Annotated in this window: 11 protein-coding genes; 6 read left to right on the top strand and 5 right to left on the bottom strand. The window is 72.5% G+C overall.

From position 1 onward, the window contains the following. Positions 1 to 28 precede the first annotated feature (28 nt). Entirely contained in the window at positions 29 to 1,621 is a 1,593-nt protein-coding gene (locus AC507J_RS20070) for an ATP-dependent DNA ligase (protein ID WP_496290699.1), read from the top strand. A 4-nt stretch (positions 1,622 to 1,625) separates the two neighbouring features. Here the strand turns inward: AC507J_RS20070 and AC507J_RS20065 are convergent, their stop codons facing one another. Beyond that, positions 1,626 to 2,435 carry an SURF1 family cytochrome oxidase biogenesis protein gene (locus AC507J_RS20065; RefSeq protein WP_496290698.1) on the bottom strand — a complete coding sequence of 270 codons (810 nt, stop codon included), beginning with the start codon at positions 2,433 to 2,435 and terminating at the stop codon, positions 1,626 to 1,628. A 185-nt stretch (positions 2,436 to 2,620) separates the two neighbouring features. Between AC507J_RS20065 and AC507J_RS20060 the strand changes: the two genes are divergently transcribed. Beyond that, positions 2,621 to 4,201 (top strand): cobyrinic acid a,c-diamide synthase CobB, encoded by a 1,581-nt coding sequence (locus AC507J_RS20060; RefSeq protein ID WP_496290697.1) that lies wholly within the window; start codon positions 2,621 to 2,623, stop codon positions 4,199 to 4,201. Here AC507J_RS20060 and AC507J_RS20055 read toward each other — a convergent pair. Next, positions 4,146 to 6,278, bottom strand: a complete 2,133-nt coding sequence (locus AC507J_RS20055; protein ID WP_496290696.1) for a transglycosylase domain-containing protein — start codon at positions 6,276 to 6,278, stop codon at positions 4,146 to 4,148. The genes AC507J_RS20060 and AC507J_RS20055 overlap by 56 nt on opposite strands. 121 nt (positions 6,279 to 6,399) lie before the next feature. Here AC507J_RS20055 and cobC point away from each other — a divergent pair, with 121 nt between their 5' ends. The 3 genes from cobC to cobA are packed head-to-tail and all read left to right on the top strand — an operon-like array spanning position 6,400 to position 10,033. Next, on the top strand, positions 6,400 to 7,524 hold the full coding sequence (gene cobC / locus AC507J_RS20050; protein WP_496290695.1) for an Rv2231c family histidinol phosphate aminotransferase CobC: 1,125 nt from the start codon (positions 6,400 to 6,402) through the stop codon (positions 7,522 to 7,524). Beyond that, positions 7,524 to 8,675 (top strand): nicotinate-nucleotide--dimethylbenzimidazole phosphoribosyltransferase, encoded by a 1,152-nt coding sequence (locus AC507J_RS20045; RefSeq protein WP_496290694.1) that lies wholly within the window; start codon positions 7,524 to 7,526, stop codon positions 8,673 to 8,675. The genes cobC and AC507J_RS20045 overlap by 1 nt, the downstream gene beginning before the upstream one ends. Then, complete coding sequence (gene cobA, locus AC507J_RS20040; RefSeq protein ID WP_496290693.1) at positions 8,672 to 10,033, top strand: uroporphyrinogen-III C-methyltransferase; 1,362 nt, start codon at positions 8,672 to 8,674, stop codon at positions 10,031 to 10,033. Before AC507J_RS20045 ends, cobA begins: the two co-directional genes overlap by 4 nt. Before the next feature lie 120 nt (positions 10,034 to 10,153). Here the strand turns inward: cobA and AC507J_RS20035 are convergent, their stop codons facing one another. The 3 genes from AC507J_RS20035 to AC507J_RS20025 form a co-directional block, all read right to left on the bottom strand. Next, the gene (locus AC507J_RS20035; RefSeq protein WP_496290692.1) at positions 10,154 to 10,744 is read right to left on the bottom strand and encodes a hypothetical protein; all 591 of its coding nucleotides are present in this window, start codon (positions 10,742 to 10,744) and stop codon (positions 10,154 to 10,156) included. Between the two features lie 369 nt (positions 10,745 to 11,113). Then, positions 11,114 to 13,693 carry a trehalose-phosphatase gene (otsB, locus tag AC507J_RS20030; RefSeq protein WP_496290753.1) on the bottom strand — a complete coding sequence of 860 codons (2,580 nt, stop codon included), beginning with the start codon at positions 13,691 to 13,693 and terminating at the stop codon, positions 11,114 to 11,116. Between the two features lie 23 nt (positions 13,694 to 13,716). After that, a complete protein-coding gene (locus AC507J_RS20025; RefSeq protein WP_341717264.1) occupies positions 13,717 to 15,117 on the bottom strand; it encodes an alpha,alpha-trehalose-phosphate synthase (UDP-forming) in 1,401 nt (466 codons plus the stop codon). Positions 15,118 to 15,449: 332 nt separating this feature from the next. On the opposite strand from AC507J_RS20025, the gene ettA reads away from it, so the two are divergent. Then, entirely contained in the window at positions 15,450 to 17,126 is a 1,677-nt protein-coding gene (gene ettA, locus AC507J_RS20020; protein WP_496290691.1) for an energy-dependent translational throttle protein EttA, read from the top strand. Positions 17,127 to 17,138: the final 12 nt, after the last annotated feature.

Here is a 17,138-nt window from a genome sequence, read left to right as displayed (position 1 = left end):
ACCGGGGGCCCTTCCTTACGCTGGGGCGATGCGATTCTTCGAGCTGGCCGCCACCTCCACGGCGGTCGGTGCCGCCAGCGGCCGGCGGGCCAAGGTCGAGCTGCTCGCCGACGCGCTCCGCCGGCTCGAACCTGCCGAGATCGCGGCGGGGTCCGGTTGGCTCGCCGGTGAGCTGCGGCAGCGGCAGACCGGGGTGGGTTGGGCCAGCCTGCGTGACCTGCCACCACCGGCGGCGGAGCCGACCCTGACCGTGGCTGCGGTCGACGCCGCCATCGACCGGATCGCGGCGGTGCGCGGCACCGGGTCGCAGGCCCGCCGCCGGGCCCTGGTGGAGGCCCTCTACGCCGCCGCGACCGTCGACGAACAGCGCCTGCTGACCGGGCTCTTCCTCGGCGAACTGCGGCACGGTGCCCAGGCAGGGCTGCTCGCCGACGCGATCGCGCGGGCGGCCGGGGTTCCGGTCAGCACAGTACGAAGGGCCCTGCTGCTCGCGGGCGACCTGCGGGAGGTGGCGGTGGCCGCGCTGACCGGCGGAGCCGCCGCGCTGGCCGGCTTCGGGCTGCGGGTCGGTCGGCCGCTTGCGCCGATGTTGGCGCAGAGCGCGTCGTCGGTCGACGAGGCGCTCACGGCCACCGGCACACCGGCCGTGGTCGACGTCAAGCTCGACGGCATCCGCATCCAGGTGCACCGCAGCGGCCGGGACATCGCCGTCTTCACCCGCAGCCTGGACGAGATCACCACCCGGGTACCGGAGGTGGTCGCGGCGGTGCGCGCCCTGCCCGCCCGGGAACTGGTCCTCGACGGGGAGGCGATCGGGTTGGACGAGACAGGTCGGCCGCTGCCGTTCCAACAGACCTCCAGCGCCGCGGCCCGCCGTTCCGGGGCGACCGGCACCCGAGCGGACAGCACCGAGCCGGTCGCTCCGGCGGTACGCGCCGCCGCGGCGCGTACCGGTGAGACGGTGCTCACGCCGTACTTCTTCGATCTGCTGCACCTCGACGGCACGGATCTGATCGACCTGCCCGGCCGGGACCGGTGGGCCGCCCTGGGTGGCACCGTGGACGCGTCGCTGCTTGTGGGGCGGGTGGAGGTGGACGGGCCGGAGCAGGCCGGGGAGGCGTTCGCCGCCGCGCTCGACGCCGGCCAGGAGGGCGTGGTGGTGAAGGCGCCAGACGCACCCTACGACGCCGGTCGGCGCGGTGCGGCCTGGGTCAAGGTGAAGCCCCGGCACACCCTGGACCTGGTCGTGCTCGCCGTCGAGTGGGGCAGCGGGCGGCGTACCGGCTGGCTGTCAAACCTGCACCTGGGCGCCCGTGACCCGGCGACCGGCGGGTTCGTGATGCTCGGCAAGACCTTCAAGGGGCTCACCGACGAGTTGCTGCGCTGGCAGACCGAACGCTTCCTCGACCTGGCCACCGAACGCGGCGACTGGGTGGTCCGGGTCCGTCCCGAGCAGGTGGTGGAGATCGCCTTCGACGGCGTGCAGCGCAGCTCGCGCTATCCCGGAGGGCTGGCCCTGCGCTTCGCCCGGGTGGTCCGTTACCGCGACGACAAGACCGCCGCCGAGGCCGACACCATCGACGCGGTCCGCGCCATCCACACCGCCCGCAGCGGTGCCTGACGGATCAGCCGGCGGAGGTCTCGGCGGCCCGGTCGCGGGGGCGGTCGTCGGTCACCCCGGCCAGGCGGCGGGCCTCGCGGCGGGCGACCCAGCCGTAGCCGAACAGGGTCATCGCGGCGAAGATCGACCACTGGACGACGTAGCCGAGGTTCTGCCAGTTGTTGGCGTGCCCGACCGGTACCGCCTTGAACACCGGGTCGGCGGCCGGGGTCTGCTCGTCGAGCAGCAGGTACGCCCCGTGCACCGGGTACGGCAGCTCCCGGGCGAGCTGGGGGACGGCGATGCGGCGGGTCTCCAACCGGCCGTCGCGCCGGCTCACCGTGCCGGCGCCGCTCTCGCTCGCGTGCACCCGTCCCTCGACGGTCACCTCGCCCGCCGGTGCCGCCGGCACCTCCGGCTGCGCCGTCGCGCCGCCGGGAGCGGGTGGGATCCAGCCCCGGTCCACCAGCAGGGCGGTGCCGTCGGCCAGGATCAGCGGGGTGACCACCTCGAAGCCGACCTTGCTCTCGACCGTGCGGCCCCGGACCAGGACGACGTTGTCGGTGTCGTACCGGCCGGTCACGGTGACCCGGGTGAAGGTCCGCTCCTCGGCCGGTGGCGGGCCGGCGGTGCCGGGGCCGCCGGTCGGCGCGGGTACCGCCTCGCGCAGCGGCACCGGCGCCATCCGCAGGCCGGCGTCGATCCGTTCGTTGACCGCCGTACGGCCGTGGTAGCGGTCCAGCTGCCAGTTGCCGAGCAGCACCATCACCGTGGCGGCGACCAGCGTCAACGCGAGGATGCCCAGCCAGCGCGGCGTCAGCAGGAACCGGTACACCCCTGGAAGGCTACCGCTATGACCGTCGCCACTGCGCCGGGCCGCCGGGGACGTGTCCCGTGGGCCGGGCCGGGTCGGAATGGGAGGGGCACCGGGCGGCGTGTGCGTCTCGCGGGGGTCGGCTATCGTCACGCGGGCGGAGCGCGCCGACGGTCGGCACGCCCTCCGCTCGCGAGGAGTCGATGATGACCGTCGTGCCGCGTCTGGTGCTCAGCGCTCCCTCCTCCGGACACGGCAAGAACGCCTTGGCGATCGGCCTGCTCGCCGCGCTCGCCGACCGGGGTCTGGAGGTGGCCGGGTTCAAGGTCGGTCCGGACCAGGTCGACGCGGCCTATCTGGGGCTCGCCGCCGGTCGGCCCGGGCGCAACCTGGATCCCCGGCTGGTCGGCACCGACCGGCTCGCCCCGCTGCTGGCCCACGGGGCGGCGGGCGCCGGCCTGGCGGTGGTGCAGGGCAGCATGGGGCTCTACGACAGCCTGACCGGCCGCTGCGAGACCGAGTCGACCGCCGCGGTGGCCACCGCGCTGCGCAGCCCGGTCGTGCTGGTGATCGATGTCGCCGCGATGGGCCAGTCGGTGGCCGCCCTGGTGCACGGCTTCCGGGCGTACGACGAGCAGCTGTGGATCGGCGGCGTGATCCTCAACCGGGTCGCCTCGGCCCGGCACGAGGCGCTGCTGCGCGAGGCGCTCGACGACATCGGCGTCCCGGTCTACGGCGCGCTGCGCCGCCAGGACCTGCCCTCGGTGCTGCCGGCCCGCCGGCACGGGGTGATGCCCGTGGTCGCCGGGGGCGGCGAGTCCAGCAGGGCGGTACGCCGCCTGGGCGAGGCGGTGGCCGCGACCGTGGACCTGGAGCGGCTGCTCGGGATGGCCCGCTCCGCTCCGCCGCTGACCGCCCAGCCGTGGTCGCCGCAGCCGCCGGTGGGCGCCGACGGGATGCCGGGCGGCCTGCCGTCCGGTGCCGAGCGGCCGATCGTGGCGGTGGCCGGGGGACCGGGCGGCAGTTTCGGCTATGCCGAGGCGACCGAGTTGCTGCGGGCCGCCGGTGCGGAGGTGGTCACCCTCGACCCGTTCGTCGACGAGACGCTGCCGGCCGGCACCCGGGCGCTGGTGATCGGCGGCGCGCTGCCCGAGTCGTACGCCGAGCAGCTCTCCGCCAACCGCCGGCTCTGCATCGCCGTGGCCGAGTTGGCGCGGACCGGCCGGCCGGTGGTCGCCGAGGGTGCCGGCCTGCTCTGGCTGGCCCGGGAGGTGGACGGGCTGCCCATGTGCGGCGTGCTCGACGCGATCGGCAGCCTGCGCGACGGGATGGTCGTCGGCTACCGGGAGGCGACGGCCCAGAGCGACAGCGTGATCGTCAGCCGCGGTGAGGTGGTCACCGGCCACAAGGAGCACCGTGCGGTGCTCACCCCTCGGGGTGGGCAGCGGTCGGCGTGGAGCTGGCCGGGCGGTGCGCCGGAGGGGTTCGTCTGGCGCGGCGTGCACGCCTCCCAACTCGTCCCGCACTGGGCCGCGAACCCGCAGTTCGCGGCGCGGCTGGTGGCCGCCGCCGCGACCGAGCCGGCCAGCCCCTCCGCCGGTCCGCAGCCCGGCTCCTCCGCCAACCCGCAGGCCGGCCCCTCCGCCGGTCCGCAGGCGGGGCCATCCGCCAGCCCGCAGGTCGGTCAGGTCGGCCCGCAGGCTGGTCAGGTCGGCCCGCAGGCTGGTCCGGTCAGCCCACGATCCGGTCCGACGGCGGGGCAAAGTCCCGAACCGGTTTCCCCTTGAGCGCGTCGCGGAGCGTGTTCGCGACCGCCGCGATCGGCACCTGTGACTGGCCGTCACCCACCGCGTTGAACGGGTTGTCCGGGTCGGAGATGAAGCTCGCCGCCGCCAGTTCCGGGGTGTAGCCGACGAACCAGGCCGACCGGGTGCTGTCCGTGGTACCCGTCTTGCCGGCCACCGGGCGGCCCACCGTGCTCCGCACGCTGTCCGCCGTCGACCAGCCACCGCAGCCACCCTTGGCCGGGCTGTCGCCGGTGGGGCAGCGGGCGGCGTCGGTCGCGGCGCGGGCCGCGTCGGCGCTGACCACCTGGCGGCAGCGTGGCTTGGCGACCTCCCGCTCGATGCCGCCGGCGGTCTTGAAGGTGGCCGGCTTGCCGTCCCGGTCGTAGATCGCGGAGACCGGCATCGCCTCGCAGTACCGCCCGTCGGCGGCGACGGCGGCGTACGCGTTCGCCATCTCCAGCGGGGTGGCGTCGGAGACGCCCAGGGTGAACGCGCCCCACTTGTTGGCCTTTGACGGAGCGGCGTGTTCCCGGTCCACATCGGTACGCCAGCGCAGTCCCAACTGCTCGGCGAGCCGCACGGCCCGCTCCGCCCCGACCTGCTCCTCCAGCCAGACGAAGTAGGTGTTCACCGACTTGCCGAACCCCGACCACATGGTCTGCGGTCCGCTCATCGCGCCACTGGCGTTGGAGGGCTGCCAGCCGTCGTAGATCTCCGACCGGTAGGTGTGCGGCGCGTTGAAGGTGGTGCTCAGGGTCATCCCGGCGTCCAGCGCGGCCAGCATGGGGAACATCTTGAACGTCGAACCGGCCTGGTAACCGGGCAGGTCACCACCGCCCATCAGGGGGGCCACCGTGTTCGGGTAGTTGGCCTTCACCTTCGGCCCGGCCTCCGGGTTGGAGCTGAGCGGGTTCTCGTCCAGGTTCAGCGAGTAGGTGCGGTTCACCGCCATCGCCTTGACCCGACCAGTGCCCGGCTCGGCGACCACGATGCCGTTGGCGAAGGGGCTGCCGGTGTTGCCCTCGGTGCCGACGTTCTTCTCCGCCACCGCCTGGATCTTCGGGTCCATGCTGAGCACGATGCGGTAGCCGCCCCGGCGTAGCTTGTCCATCCGATCCAGCTGGTTGTCCCCGAACGCGGGCTGCGCACTCCACCAGTTCTTCAGGTAGTCGCAGAGGAAGCCCCAGCTGTTCCACTTCTCCGGCACGGCGGCGCAGTCGTTGGGCGGGTAGCTCAGCTTCAGCCGGATCGGCTCGGTCTTCGCCGCCGCCGCTGAGTCCGGCGACAGGTAGCCGAGTCTGGTCATGTTGTCCAGCACATAGTTGCGCCGTGCGGTGGCCTCCTTCTGGTCCGAGCTGGCCGGGTCGTACTGCGACGGCGACTTGACCAGCCCGGCGAGGGTGGCTGCCTCGACCGGGGTGAGTTCCTTCGGGGTCTTGGAGAAGAAGATCTCGCTGGCGGCGTAGATGCCGTACGCGCGGTGCCCGAAGTACGCCGAGTTGAGGTAGCGCTCCAGGATGTCCTCCTTGCTCAACTCCTTCTCCAGGTCGACCGCCATCCGCATCTCCTTGACCTTGCGGACCGGGGTCTGCGCGGTGGCCTCCTGCACCTCCCGTGGGCTGGTGGCGCTGTCCCGCAGCGCCATCCGGACGTACTGCATGGTCAGCGTGGAGGCGCCCTGGGAGACGCCGCTGGAGCGGGCGTTGGCGACGAAGGCGCGGGCCACGCCCTTCGGGTCGACGCCGTGGTGCTGGTAGAAGCGGTTGTCCTCGGCGGCGACGATGGCCTGCTGCATGTTCGGCGAGATGTCCGCCAGCTTCGTGTACTGCCGGTATTCCTCGTAGAACATGGTCAGCACGGTCTTGCCGTCCGGTGCGTACAGGTAGGAGGTCTCGGCGGGCATGGCGTTGGCCAGCAGCCTGGTCTTGCTCTCCACGGCGTGCGCGGTGGCTTTGGCGCCGAGCCCGGTGAGGGCCACCACGGGGTACGCGACGGCGGCGACCACGATGCCGGCGATGAGCCCGGCACGGAGGAGAGGGACGAGACGACCAGCGGCAGCAAGGGGTCGATTGCTCACACCGCTAAGTTATGACATTTCCGATTCTTCTATGAGAAATACTCATGAAGTGATGGGCGGTGATGCGGGCCACGCTCCGGGCGGCTGTCCCCGACGCCGCCTTCCCGGCAGGATCGCGGACATGCACGCTCAGTTGACCGGAGCCTTCGCCGCGTCGCCGGCCGGGCCGGACCCCGGCCGCGACACCGGACGGGGGGCCGGACCGGTCGACCTCGGCCACCACGGGGACGCGGAGGTGGGCGAGGGGCTGGTCGACCTCGCCGTCAACGTGCGGCAGGCACCGCTGCCGAGTTGGCTGGCCGAGCCGATCACGGCGTCCCTGGCCGACCTGGCGGCGTACCCGGACCCGGGTCCGGCGCGGGCGGCCGTCGCCGCCCGGCACGGCCGGGAGCCGGCCGAGGTGCTGCTGACCGCCGGCGCCGCCGAGGGCTTCGTGCTGCTCGCCCAGGCGCTGCGCGGCATCCGCCGGCCGGTGGTGGTGCACCCGCAGTTCACCGAGCCGGAGGCCGCGCTGCGGGCGGCCGGACACAACGTGCAGCGGGTACTGCTCGACCCGGCGGACGGCTTCCGGCTGCACCCGGAGCGGATTCCCGCCGACGCCGACCTGGTCATGATCGGCAACCCGACCAACCCCACCTCGGTGCTGCACCGCGCCGCCGACCTGGCGTCCCTCGCCCGACCGGGTCGGGTGCTTGTGGTCGACGAGGCCTTCGCCGACACCACCGCCGCGCCCGGCGTACCGGGCGAACCCGAGTCGCTTGCGGCCCGCCGGAACCTGCCCGGGCTGCTGGTCGTCCGCAGCCTCACCAAGACCTGGGGACTTGCCGGGCTGCGGATCGGCTACCTGCTGGGCGAGGCCGACCTGCTGCGCCGGCTGGCCGCCGTACAGCCGCTCTGGGCGGTCTCCACGCCGGCCCTGGCCGCTGCGACCGCCTGCGCCGGCCCCGAGGCGGTCCGGGCCGAGCGCGCCATCGCCGCACAGCTCGCGGCCGACCGCGACCACCTGCTCAGCCGGCTCGCCGCCCTGCCCGGGGTACGCGTTGCGGGCCGCCCGGCCAGCGCGTTCGTGCTGATCCACCGGCCCGGTGCCGATCGAATCCGAGCCGAGCTGCGCCGCCGGGGCTGGGCGGTACGCCGGGGCGACACCTTCCCGGGGCTCGGCCCGGACTGGCTGCGGATCGCGGTGCGCGACCGGGCCACCACCGACGCGTTCAGCACGGTGCTGGCGGAAGTTTTGGAGGCATGATGCTGGAAAGCACGATCGCGGCGATCGGTCCGCTCGACGAGCCGGCGATGACCGCCGCCCGGCAGTTGCAGTCCCGCCTGACCAAACCGGCCGGCTCGCTCGGTGTCCTGGAGGATCTCTCGGTACGCCTCGCCGGCCTGGCCGGTGCCTGCCCGCCGCCGCTGCCCAGCCCGGCGGCGGTGGCCATCTTCGCGGGCGACCACGGAGTGCACGCCCAGCGGGTCACCGGCTGGCCGCAGGAGGTCACCGCGCAGATGGTCGCCAACTTCCTGGCCGGTGGTGCGGTGGTCAACGCGTTCGCCCGGCAGGCCGGTGCCACGGTGACCGTGGTCGACGTGGGCGTGGCCACCCCGCTGCCTGTCCCCGAATCCGGCGCCACAACCGCCGCCAGCCCCGCGACAGGCTCCGGCGGTCCGGCCGCCGCCAGCCCCACGACCGGTACCGGCGGTCCGGCCGTGCCGGGGGTGCCCGGGCTGGTGAGCGCCAACGTCCGCCGGGGGACCCGGGACCTGGCCGTCACCGCCGCGCTGACCCGCGACGAGACGCGCGCGGCGATCGAGGTCGGCATCCGGGTCGCCGGGGAACTGGTCGACGCCGGGGCCCGGATCCTGCTCACCGGCGACATGGGCATCGCCAACACCACCCCCGCCGCCGCGCTGATCGCCGCCTTCACCGGGGTCGACGCCGCCGAGGCGACCGGCCGGGGCACCGGGGTCGACGACGCGACGTACCAGCACAAGATCGAGGTGGTGCGGAATGCGCTGCGCCGGCACGATCCCGACCCGGCGGACCCGCTTGGCGTACTGGCCGCGGTCGGCGGCCTGGAGCACGCCGCGCTCACCGGGCTGCTCCTCGGCGCCGCCGCGCGTCGGGTACCGGTGCTGCTGGACGGGGTGATCGCGGTCGCCGCCGCGCTCGCTGCGGTGGCCTTCGCGCCCGACGCGGTCGGTGCGATGATCGCCGGTCACCGCTCCGCCGAACCCGGCGCCACCGTCGCGCTGCGGCGGCTCGGCCTCACCCCGCTCGTCGACCTCGGACTGCGGCTCGGCGAGGGCACCGGCGCGCTGCTCGCGCTGCCCGTGGTCGGCGGTGCGGTCCGGGTGCTGCACGAGGTGGCGACCTTCGACTCCGCAGGGGTGGCCGAGAAGTGACCGCCAACCCCTACCCCCTCGGGCTCCGGCTGGCCGGCCGGCGGGTGGTCGTGGTCGGCGGCGGCGCCGTCGCCACCCGACGGGTACCGGCCCTGCTCGACGCGGGAGCGGACGTGCTGCTGGTGGCGCCGGAGATCAGCCCGGCGCTGCGCGCACACGCCGACGCCGGACGGCTGCGCTGGCTACCCCGCCCGTTCGTCCCCGACGACCTGGACGGCGCCTGGCTGGTACACGTCGCAATCGACGACCCGACCGCCGCCGGTTCGATAAGCACCGCCGCCGAACAGCGGCGCATCTTCTGCGTACGCGCCGACGACCGGGCGGAGGCGACCGCCTGGACTCCGGCGGTGACCCGGCACGGCCCGGTCACCGTGGCGGTCCTCGGCGGCGGCGACCCCCGCCGAGCGATGGCCGTCCGCGACGCCATCCGCACCCTCCTCGGTGCAAGGAAGGGCCCCTTATTAACGGATTCTGTAGAGGAAGGGCCCCCTCTTAACGCCGCAGCCGGCACCGCAGCCGGCACCGCAACCGGCACCGCAGCCGGCACCGCAACCGGTGCGGCGGCCAATGCCGTGGCCGACGTTGTGACCGGCACCGCGGCCGATACCGCGACCGGTGCGGCTGGGGGAGGCGGCCGGGTCGCCCTGGTCGGCTCCGGTCCCGGCGATCCGGAGCTGATCACCGTCCGGGGCTGGCGGCTACTCACCGAGGCGGACGTCGTCGTCGCCGACCGGCTCGTGCCGGGCCTGCTGCTCGACGAGTTGCGCTCCGGCGTGGAGCTGGTGGACGCCTCCAAGATCCCGTACGGCCCGTCCCGGACCCAGGAGGAGATCAACCGGATCCTGGTCGACCGCGCGCAGGCCGGCGCCTTCGTGGTACGCCTCAAGGGCGGTGACCCGTACGTCTTCGGTCGGGGTGGTGAGGAGCTGCTGGCCTGCGCGGAGGCCGGCATACCGGTGACCGTGGTGCCGGGTGTGACCAGTTCGATCGCCGCTCCGGCGGCGGCCGGCATCCCGGTCACCCACCGGGCGGTGGCGCACGAGTTCACGGTGGTGTCCGGGCACGTCGCGCCCGATTCGCCGGCCTCGCTGGTGCGCTGGGACGCCCTGGCTCAGCTGCGCGGCACGTTGGTGATCCTGATGGGGCTGAAGAACCTGCCGGCGATCACCGCCACCCTGCTCGAACACGGGCGGCCGGCGGACACCCCGGCGGCCGTCGTCCAGGAGGCCACCACCGGTGCGCAGCGGATCGTCCGCTCGACGCTCGGTGCGGTGGCCACCGACGCGGCCGCCGCGGGCCTGCGCCCACCGGCCGTGGTCGTGGTCGGCGACGTGGTCACCACCCTCAACGCACTCTGACCCGTCGGCCACGGCACCTCACTCCGGAGACGCGACTCCGGAGACGCCGCTGGACTCCGGGGACGCCGCTGGCCGGCACCCTTGTCGGGTGCCGGCCAGCGTGTGTTCGTTGGGTGGTGGTCAGCTGTTCCAGTGCTGGGTGACCAGGTCAGCGGCCTGCTGCTCCCACTGGGCGTAGTGATCCGGGTACGCCGACACCTGCACGGTCTGGGCGGCCTCGGTCAGCGGCATGTCCTGCCAACCCTTGACCTGCTTCAGCCCCTTCAGGAACGCCGTGGTCGAGTACTCCGGGTCGGTGATCTGCTCCACCGTGCCCCAACCACTGGACGGACGCTGCTGGAACAGACCCTGCGAGTCGTGGTCGTTGCGGTCGCCGAGGTGGCCCAGGTTCTCCAGCTTCGACTCCTGCAACGCGGTTGCGATCGACACCACGGCGGCACGCTCGTCCATGCCGGCCTTCTTCGTCGCGGCGATGATCGCCTTCACATTTGCGGTCTGCTCGCCGTCCAACTCGATGCGGGACTGCTCACCCTGCACACCGTGCGGGATCAACTTGGCGGTGTCCGGCTTGTCGGCCTGCACCGCCGCCACCGGCTTACCAGCGGCCAGCGCGCCACCGTCGACGTGCGCGGCGACCGGGCCGGCGACCATGCCACCGGCGAAGGCCAGACCAGCGATACCCAGCATGCTCTTACGGAAGATCGTGTTCATGGCGAAGCTCCATTCGGGGGTCGGCGTACACCACCGATGGGGGTCGGCAGGCGTACGCAAGCACCGTCCGGCGCTCAAAGAAGAGGGGGGAGTCTCCGGCGCGTGGGGTAACTGCCGCATCACGCCGCCGGGTCCAGGTGTAACGACCGCAGGCCCGCCATCATTCCGGGCCCGCAACCCCGCACATCCCGGGATCCTGCTGCGGTCGGTCACCCGGTTACAACGCCACGACCCCGCCGCCGATTCCGGCTGCCGGCCGGCGACGCCCTTCGGAAACCGGACATCCGGCCGCATCCACGACAGGCGGCCGCAATGGCGAAGCGGCCGGAGGCGGAACGCTCCGGCCGCTTGGGCGGTTTGTCCGGCGAACTACTGCTTGAGCATGTTGTCCAGCAGTAGCGCGCAGCGGATGACCCCGAGATGGCTGTACGCCTGCGGGTGGTTACCCAGGCCGCGCTCGGCGAGCGGGTCGTACTGCTCGGGCAACAGGCCGGTCGGGCCCGCCGTGTCGATCATCTGGGTGAACAGCTCCTCGGCGTCGGTACGCCGGCCGGTACGCAGGTACGCCTCGATCAGCCACGCGGTGCAGATGTGGAAGCCACCCTCGCGGCCGGGCAGGCCGTCGTCCCAGTGGTAGCGGTAGACCACCGGGCCGCTGCGCAGGTCCGCCTCGATCTTCAACACGGTGGAGAGGAAGCGCGGGTCGTCGCCGGGCAGCAGACCGGACAGGCCGATCCACAACGACGAGGCGTCCATGTCCTCATCGCCGTACGCGACGCTGTACGCCTCGGCGTGCTCGTGCCAGCCGTACTCGAGCACGTTGGCGCCGATCCGGTCGCGCAGCTCCACCCACTCCGTCCGGTCTCCGCCGCCGTGCTGGCGCGCCACGTGCAGCGCCCGGTCGACTGTCATCCAGCACATCACCTTCGAGAAGATGTGGTGCCGGGGTGGCAGCCGGGCCTCCCAGATGCCATGGTCCGGCTCGTGCCAGCGGCGGCGGACCGCCTCGACCATGTTCTCCAGCACCCGCCACTCCTCGGCCCGGACCGAGCCGCGTACGTCGGCGGTGGCGGCGATCAGGTCGGCGATCGGGCCGAAGACGTCCAGCTGGAGCTGGTGGTTGGCGAGGTTGCCGACGCGTACCGGCCGCGATCCGGCGTAGCCGGGCAGGGTGTCGATCACGGCCTCGGCACCCAGTTCGTAGCCGTCCACCGTGTAGAGCGGGTGCAGCCGCTCGGGGTGCCCGCCGGTGCGTTCCACACAGCCGTCCACCCAGCGCAGGAACGCCTCGGCCTCGGTGATCGAACCCAGGTCGACCAGGGCGCGGGCGGTCATCGCGGCGTCGCGCAGCCAGCAGTAGCGGTAGTCCCAGTTACGGACGCCGCCCAGCTCCTCGGGGAGCGAGGTGGTTGCCGCCGCGAGGATGGAACCGGTCGCCTCGTGGCAGAGGCCGCGCAGCGTCAGCGCGCTGCGGGCTACCAGGTCCCGGGCGGTGGTGGGCAGCCGCAGCGTGGCGACCCAGTCCTTCCAGGGCCGCTCCGCCGCAGCCTGCCGCTCGTGGATCGGCAGCCGGTGGTGTTCCAGGCTGTGCGTACCGAAGCGCAGCTCCAGCACCACCTGCCCGCCGAGTGCGGCGAGGTCCACCACCGCCTTGGCGCTGGCGTACCCGCCGTCGTTGCCCACCTCCCACTGCACGCCGGGGGAGTAGAGCGCGGCCGGCTCGTTGGAGCCGAGCACCAGCAGGCCGTCGCCGAGCGGTTGGAGCTGCACCGCGACCTGGGCGAACTCCGGCCGTGGCGCGAACTCAAGCCGCACCCGGCCGGTGCCGGTGAGGACCCGGATCAGGGTGGAGTCGCCGGCGATGATCGCCGGACCGTCCGGCGTGGCCTTGGGGTCGGGCTTGTCGAGCCAGTCCGTGACGGTAAGCCCCGACCAGCGCGTCTCCACGGTCATCGTGCCCGACCGGTAGCGCTGACCGAGCGGGATGCCGCCACGCTCCGGGGCGACGCTGAAGTGGCCGGCGGGGCTGCCGCCGACCAGGTCGGCGAAGATCGCCGCCGAGTCGGGCTTGGGGTGGCAGAGCCAGGTCACCTTCGCGTCGGGCGTGAGCAGCGCGACCGTACGCCCGTTGGCGAGCATCGAGTGCCGTTCGATAGGCACCGCCCGCTCACCGAAGAGCCAGTGCCGGCGGGTCTCCAGCAGCAGGCCGAGCGCCCGGGCGGCCTCGATCGGCTCGGCCACCCGGTAGTCGGCCTTGGTCTCGCCCGGCCCGATCTTGATGCCGACGTCGGGGCCGCTCAGGTTGCCGAAGGCGTTCTCGTCGGTGACGTCGTCGCCGATGAAGAGCACCGCGCTGGCCGAGAGCTGGGTACGCAGCTGGTCGACCGCGGTGCCCTTGTGGGTGGCCACCACGGAGAGTTCGATGACCTCCTTGCCCTGGGTGACCGTGACGTCGGGCCAGGTGGCGGGGCCGCTGCGGACCGCCTCGATGGCTGCGGCGGCCACCGCGGGGTCAACCCCGCGGGTGTGCACGGCGACGCTTGCCGGCTTGCGTTCGAGCCGTACGCCCGGGTGGGCCGTGGCGATCTCGCGCAGCGCCTCCCGCAGCCGGGTGCGTACCGCGATCAGTTCGGGGGAGAGCCGTTCGACGAAGCCGATGTCGAACTCGGAGCCGTGGCTGCCGACCAGGTGGACCTCGCTGGGCAACCTGGAGAGGGCGGCCAGGTCACGTAGCGCGCGCCCGGAGACCACGGCCACCGTGGTCTGCGGCAGCGCGGCCAGGGCGCGCACCGCCGCGACCGACTCCGGCAACGGTACGGCCTTGCTGGGGTCGGACACGATCGGCGCGAGGGTGCCGTCGTAGTCGCAGGCGACCAGGAGCTGAGGTACCCGGGCGATCCGCCCGATGGCGGCCCGGAGTTCCGGTGCCATGGTGCCCGCAGGGGGCATGACGATCTCGGTTGCGGCGGCGTTCACGCCGCCTCCATGTCGGGGACACCGAGTTCGGTGAGGAAGGACTTCGCCCAGTGCCCCACATCGTGGGTGCGCAGATGGCGTTGCATGGTCCGCATACGGCGACGAGCCTCCGGCTTCTCCACATGCACGGCCCGGAGCAGAGCGTCCTTGACCGCGTCCGGGTCGTGCGGGTTGCACAGGAACGCCTGACGCAGCTCGGTGGCCGCGCCGGCGAACTCACTGAGTACGAGTGCGCCCCCGTGGTCCGCCCTCGACGCGACATACTCCTTGGCCACCAGGTTCATACCGTCCCGCAGTGGAGTCACCATCATGACGTCGGCGGCGGCGTACATCGCAGCCAGTTCGGTCCGACTGTACGACTGATGGAGATAGTGCACCGCCGGGACTCCCACTCGACCGAATTCGCCATTAATCCGACCGACCTCGCGCTCTACCTTGACGCGAAGAGCCTGGTAGTGCTCCACCCGCTCCCGGCTGGGTGTGGCGACCTGCACCATGACGGCGTCCGGCACTGTCAACTTTCCGTCAGCCAGCAGTTCGCGGAAGGCCTTGAGTCGCAGCTCGATGCCCTTGGTGTAGTCGAGCCGGTCCACGCCCAGGATGATCGTCCGAGGGTTGCCCAGTTCCTCGCGGATCTCCTTGGCCCGCGCCTGGATCGCCGGGTCCGCGGCCAGCCGCTCCATCTCCTTCGTGTCGATCGAGATGGGGAAGGCGCCGGCCTTCACCCGGCGGCCGTCCACCTGGATCATCTGCCCCTCGTACCGCAGGCCGAGCAGGTGCCGGGCCAGCCGGACGAAGTTCTGGGCGGCGAGCCGCTGCTGGAAACCGACCAGGTCGGCCCCGAGCAGCCCGCGCAGGATCTCGGTCCGGAACGGCATCTGCATGAACAGCTCGATCGGCGGGAACGGGATGTGTAGGAAGAAGCCGATCCGCAGGTCGGGCCGGAGTTCCCGGAGCATCGCCGGCACCAGCTGGAGCTGGTAGTCCTGCACCCACACCGTGGCACCCTCGGCCGCCACGTCCGCCGCGGCCTCCGCGAACCGGGCGTTGACCAGCCGGTACGCCTCACGCCAGCGGCGCTTGAAGGCGGGCGTCTCGACGGCGTCGTGGTAGAGCGGCCAGATCGTCGCGTTGGACTGACCCTCGTAGTAGCGCTCCAGCTCCTCGGCGCTCAGCGGCACCGGATGCAGCCGGATGCCCTCCAGATCGAACGGCTCGGGCGCGGGGCCGGTGCCACCGGCCCAGCCGACCCAGGTGCCGTGATGCTCGGCGAGGACGGGATGCAGCGCAGTGACCAGCCCGCCCGGGCTGCGTCGCCACTGCCGTCCCTCTGGTGTGCTCACCTCGTCGACCGGTAGGCGATTCGCCACTACGACAAAGGAGCTACGGACGGTCACGATCGGCCACCTCCGGGTGCTGACGGGTCCACCGCGATGAGCGTACTGAGCGTAGCCGCGGTGTCTGTTCCCCCGTGCCGGAGTCCCGTACCCGTCCCAGACTGGCCCAACCGCAGGCGTGATCATGCTGACAGGTCGTCCGGCCGAGCGCGCAGCCGACCCGCCGTCGCGGTCGTCCGGGCGGGGCGATGTGGGCGCGGGCCCGCGTACCTGTCAGGATTGAGGATGGCGTGCGCGCGGCCGGCCCCGGCCGGCGGCCGCGGATGGCGGCCCGGCCCGCGCCCCGCACCACGCAATTCGGCGAACGCAACCGACGGAGGGTAGCCCGCACCGTGGCCCAGTACATCTACGTCCTGGAAAAGGCGCGCAAGGCGCACGGCGACAAGGTCGTGCTCGACAACGTGACGCTTAGCTTCCTGCCGGGGGCCAAGATCGGTGTGGTCGGCCCGAACGGTGCTGGTAAGTCCAGCCTGCTCAAGATCATGGCAGGCCTGGACCGGCCGAGCAACGGCGAGGCCCGGCTGATGCCCGGCTACACGGTCGGCCTGCTGGCCCAGGAGCCGCCGCTCAACGACGCCAAGACCGTCCTCGGCAACATCGAGGAGGCGGTGGCGGACACCAAGGCCAAGCTGGAGCGGTTCAACTCCATCGCCGAGCAGATGGCCACCGACTACTCCGACGAGTTGATGGAGGAGATGGGCAAGCTCCAGGAGGAGCTGGACCACGCCGACGCCTGGGACATCGACTCCAAGCTCGAGCTGGCCATGGACGCGCTGCGCTGCCCGCCGCCGGACGCCGACGTCACCAAGCTCTCCGGCGGTGAGCGGCGCCGGGTGGCGCTCTGCAAGCTCCTGCTGGAGGCGCCCGACCTGCTGCTGCTCGACGAGCCCACGAACCACCTGGACGCGGAGAGCGTGCAGTGGCTGGAGCAGCACCTCGCCAAGTACGCCGGCACCGTGCTGGCCATCACCCACGACCGCTACTTCCTCGACAACGTGGCCGGCTGGATCCTGGAACTGGACCGGGGCCGGGCCGTCGGCTACGAGGGCAACTACTCCACCTACCTGGAGAAGAAGGCCGCCCGGCTCTCCGTCGAGGGCCGCCGCGACGCCAAGATGAAGAAGCGCCTCTCCGACGAGCTGGAGTGGGTCCGCTCCAACGCCAAGGCCCGGCAGACCAAGTCCAAGGCCCGTCTCGACCGGTACGACGAGATGGCCGCCGAGGCGGAGAAGACCCGCAAGCTGGACTTCGAGGAGATCCAGATCCCGCCGGGCCCGCGCCTGGGCAACACCGTCATCGAGGCGCAGAACCTGACCAAGGGCTTCGGCGACCGGGTGCTTATCGACAACCTGTCGTTCTCGCTGCCCCGCAACGGCATCGTCGGCATCATCGGCCCGAACGGCGTCGGCAAGACCACGCTGTTCAAGACGATCGTCGGGCTGGAGCAGCCGACCGCCGGCTCGGTCAAGGTCGGCGACACGGTCTCGCTGTCGTACGTGGACCAGAACCGGCAGGGTCTGGCCGGTGACAAGACCGTCTGGGAGGTCGTCTCGGACGGGCTGGACCACCTGATGGTGGGCAAGGTCGAGATGCCGTCCCGGGCGTACATCGCCGCCTTCGGGTTCAAGGGGCCGGATCAGCAGAAGCCGACCAAGGTGCTCTCCGGTGGCGAGCGCAACCGGCTCAACCTGGCGCTCACGCTCAAGATCGGCGGGAACGTGATCCTGCTCGACGAGCCGACCAACGACCTGGACGTGGAGACGCTCTCCAGCCTGGAGAACGCGCTGCTGGAGTTCCCCGGCTGCGCCGTGGTGATCTCCCACGACCGGATGTTCCTGGACCGGGTCGCCACGCACATCCTGGCCTGGGAGGGCGACGACGAGAACCCGGCGAAGTGGTTCTGGTTCGAGGGCAACTTCGAGGCGTACGAGAAGAACAAGATCGACCGGCTCGGCGCCGAGGCGGCCCGGCCGCACCGGGTGACCTACCGCAAGCTGACCCGCGACTGACCGGGCCGGTAG

The organism is Micromonospora sp. PRAS1, from assembly GCF_059553435.1.
This window is presented reverse-complemented; position numbering and strand designations above follow the sequence as displayed.

Coding starts and splice junctions, on each gene's coding strand:
- AC507J_RS20070 (WP_496290699.1), top strand. CDS start 29: ATGCGATTCTTCGAGCTGGCCGCCACCTCCACGGCGGTCGGTGCCGCC.
- AC507J_RS20060 (WP_496290697.1), top strand. CDS start 2,621: ATGACCGTCGTGCCGCGTCTGGTGCTCAGCGCTCCCTCCTCCGGACAC.
- cobC (WP_496290695.1), top strand. CDS start 6,400: ATGCACGCTCAGTTGACCGGAGCCTTCGCCGCGTCGCCGGCCGGGCCG.
- AC507J_RS20045 (WP_496290694.1), top strand. CDS start 7,524: ATGCTGGAAAGCACGATCGCGGCGATCGGTCCGCTCGACGAGCCGGCG.
- AC507J_RS20035 (WP_496290692.1), bottom strand. CDS start 10,744: ATGAACACGATCTTCCGTAAGAGCATGCTGGGTATCGCTGGTCTGGCC.
- otsB (WP_496290753.1), bottom strand. CDS start 13,693: ATGCCCCCTGCGGGCACCATGGCACCGGAACTCCGGGCCGCCATCGGG.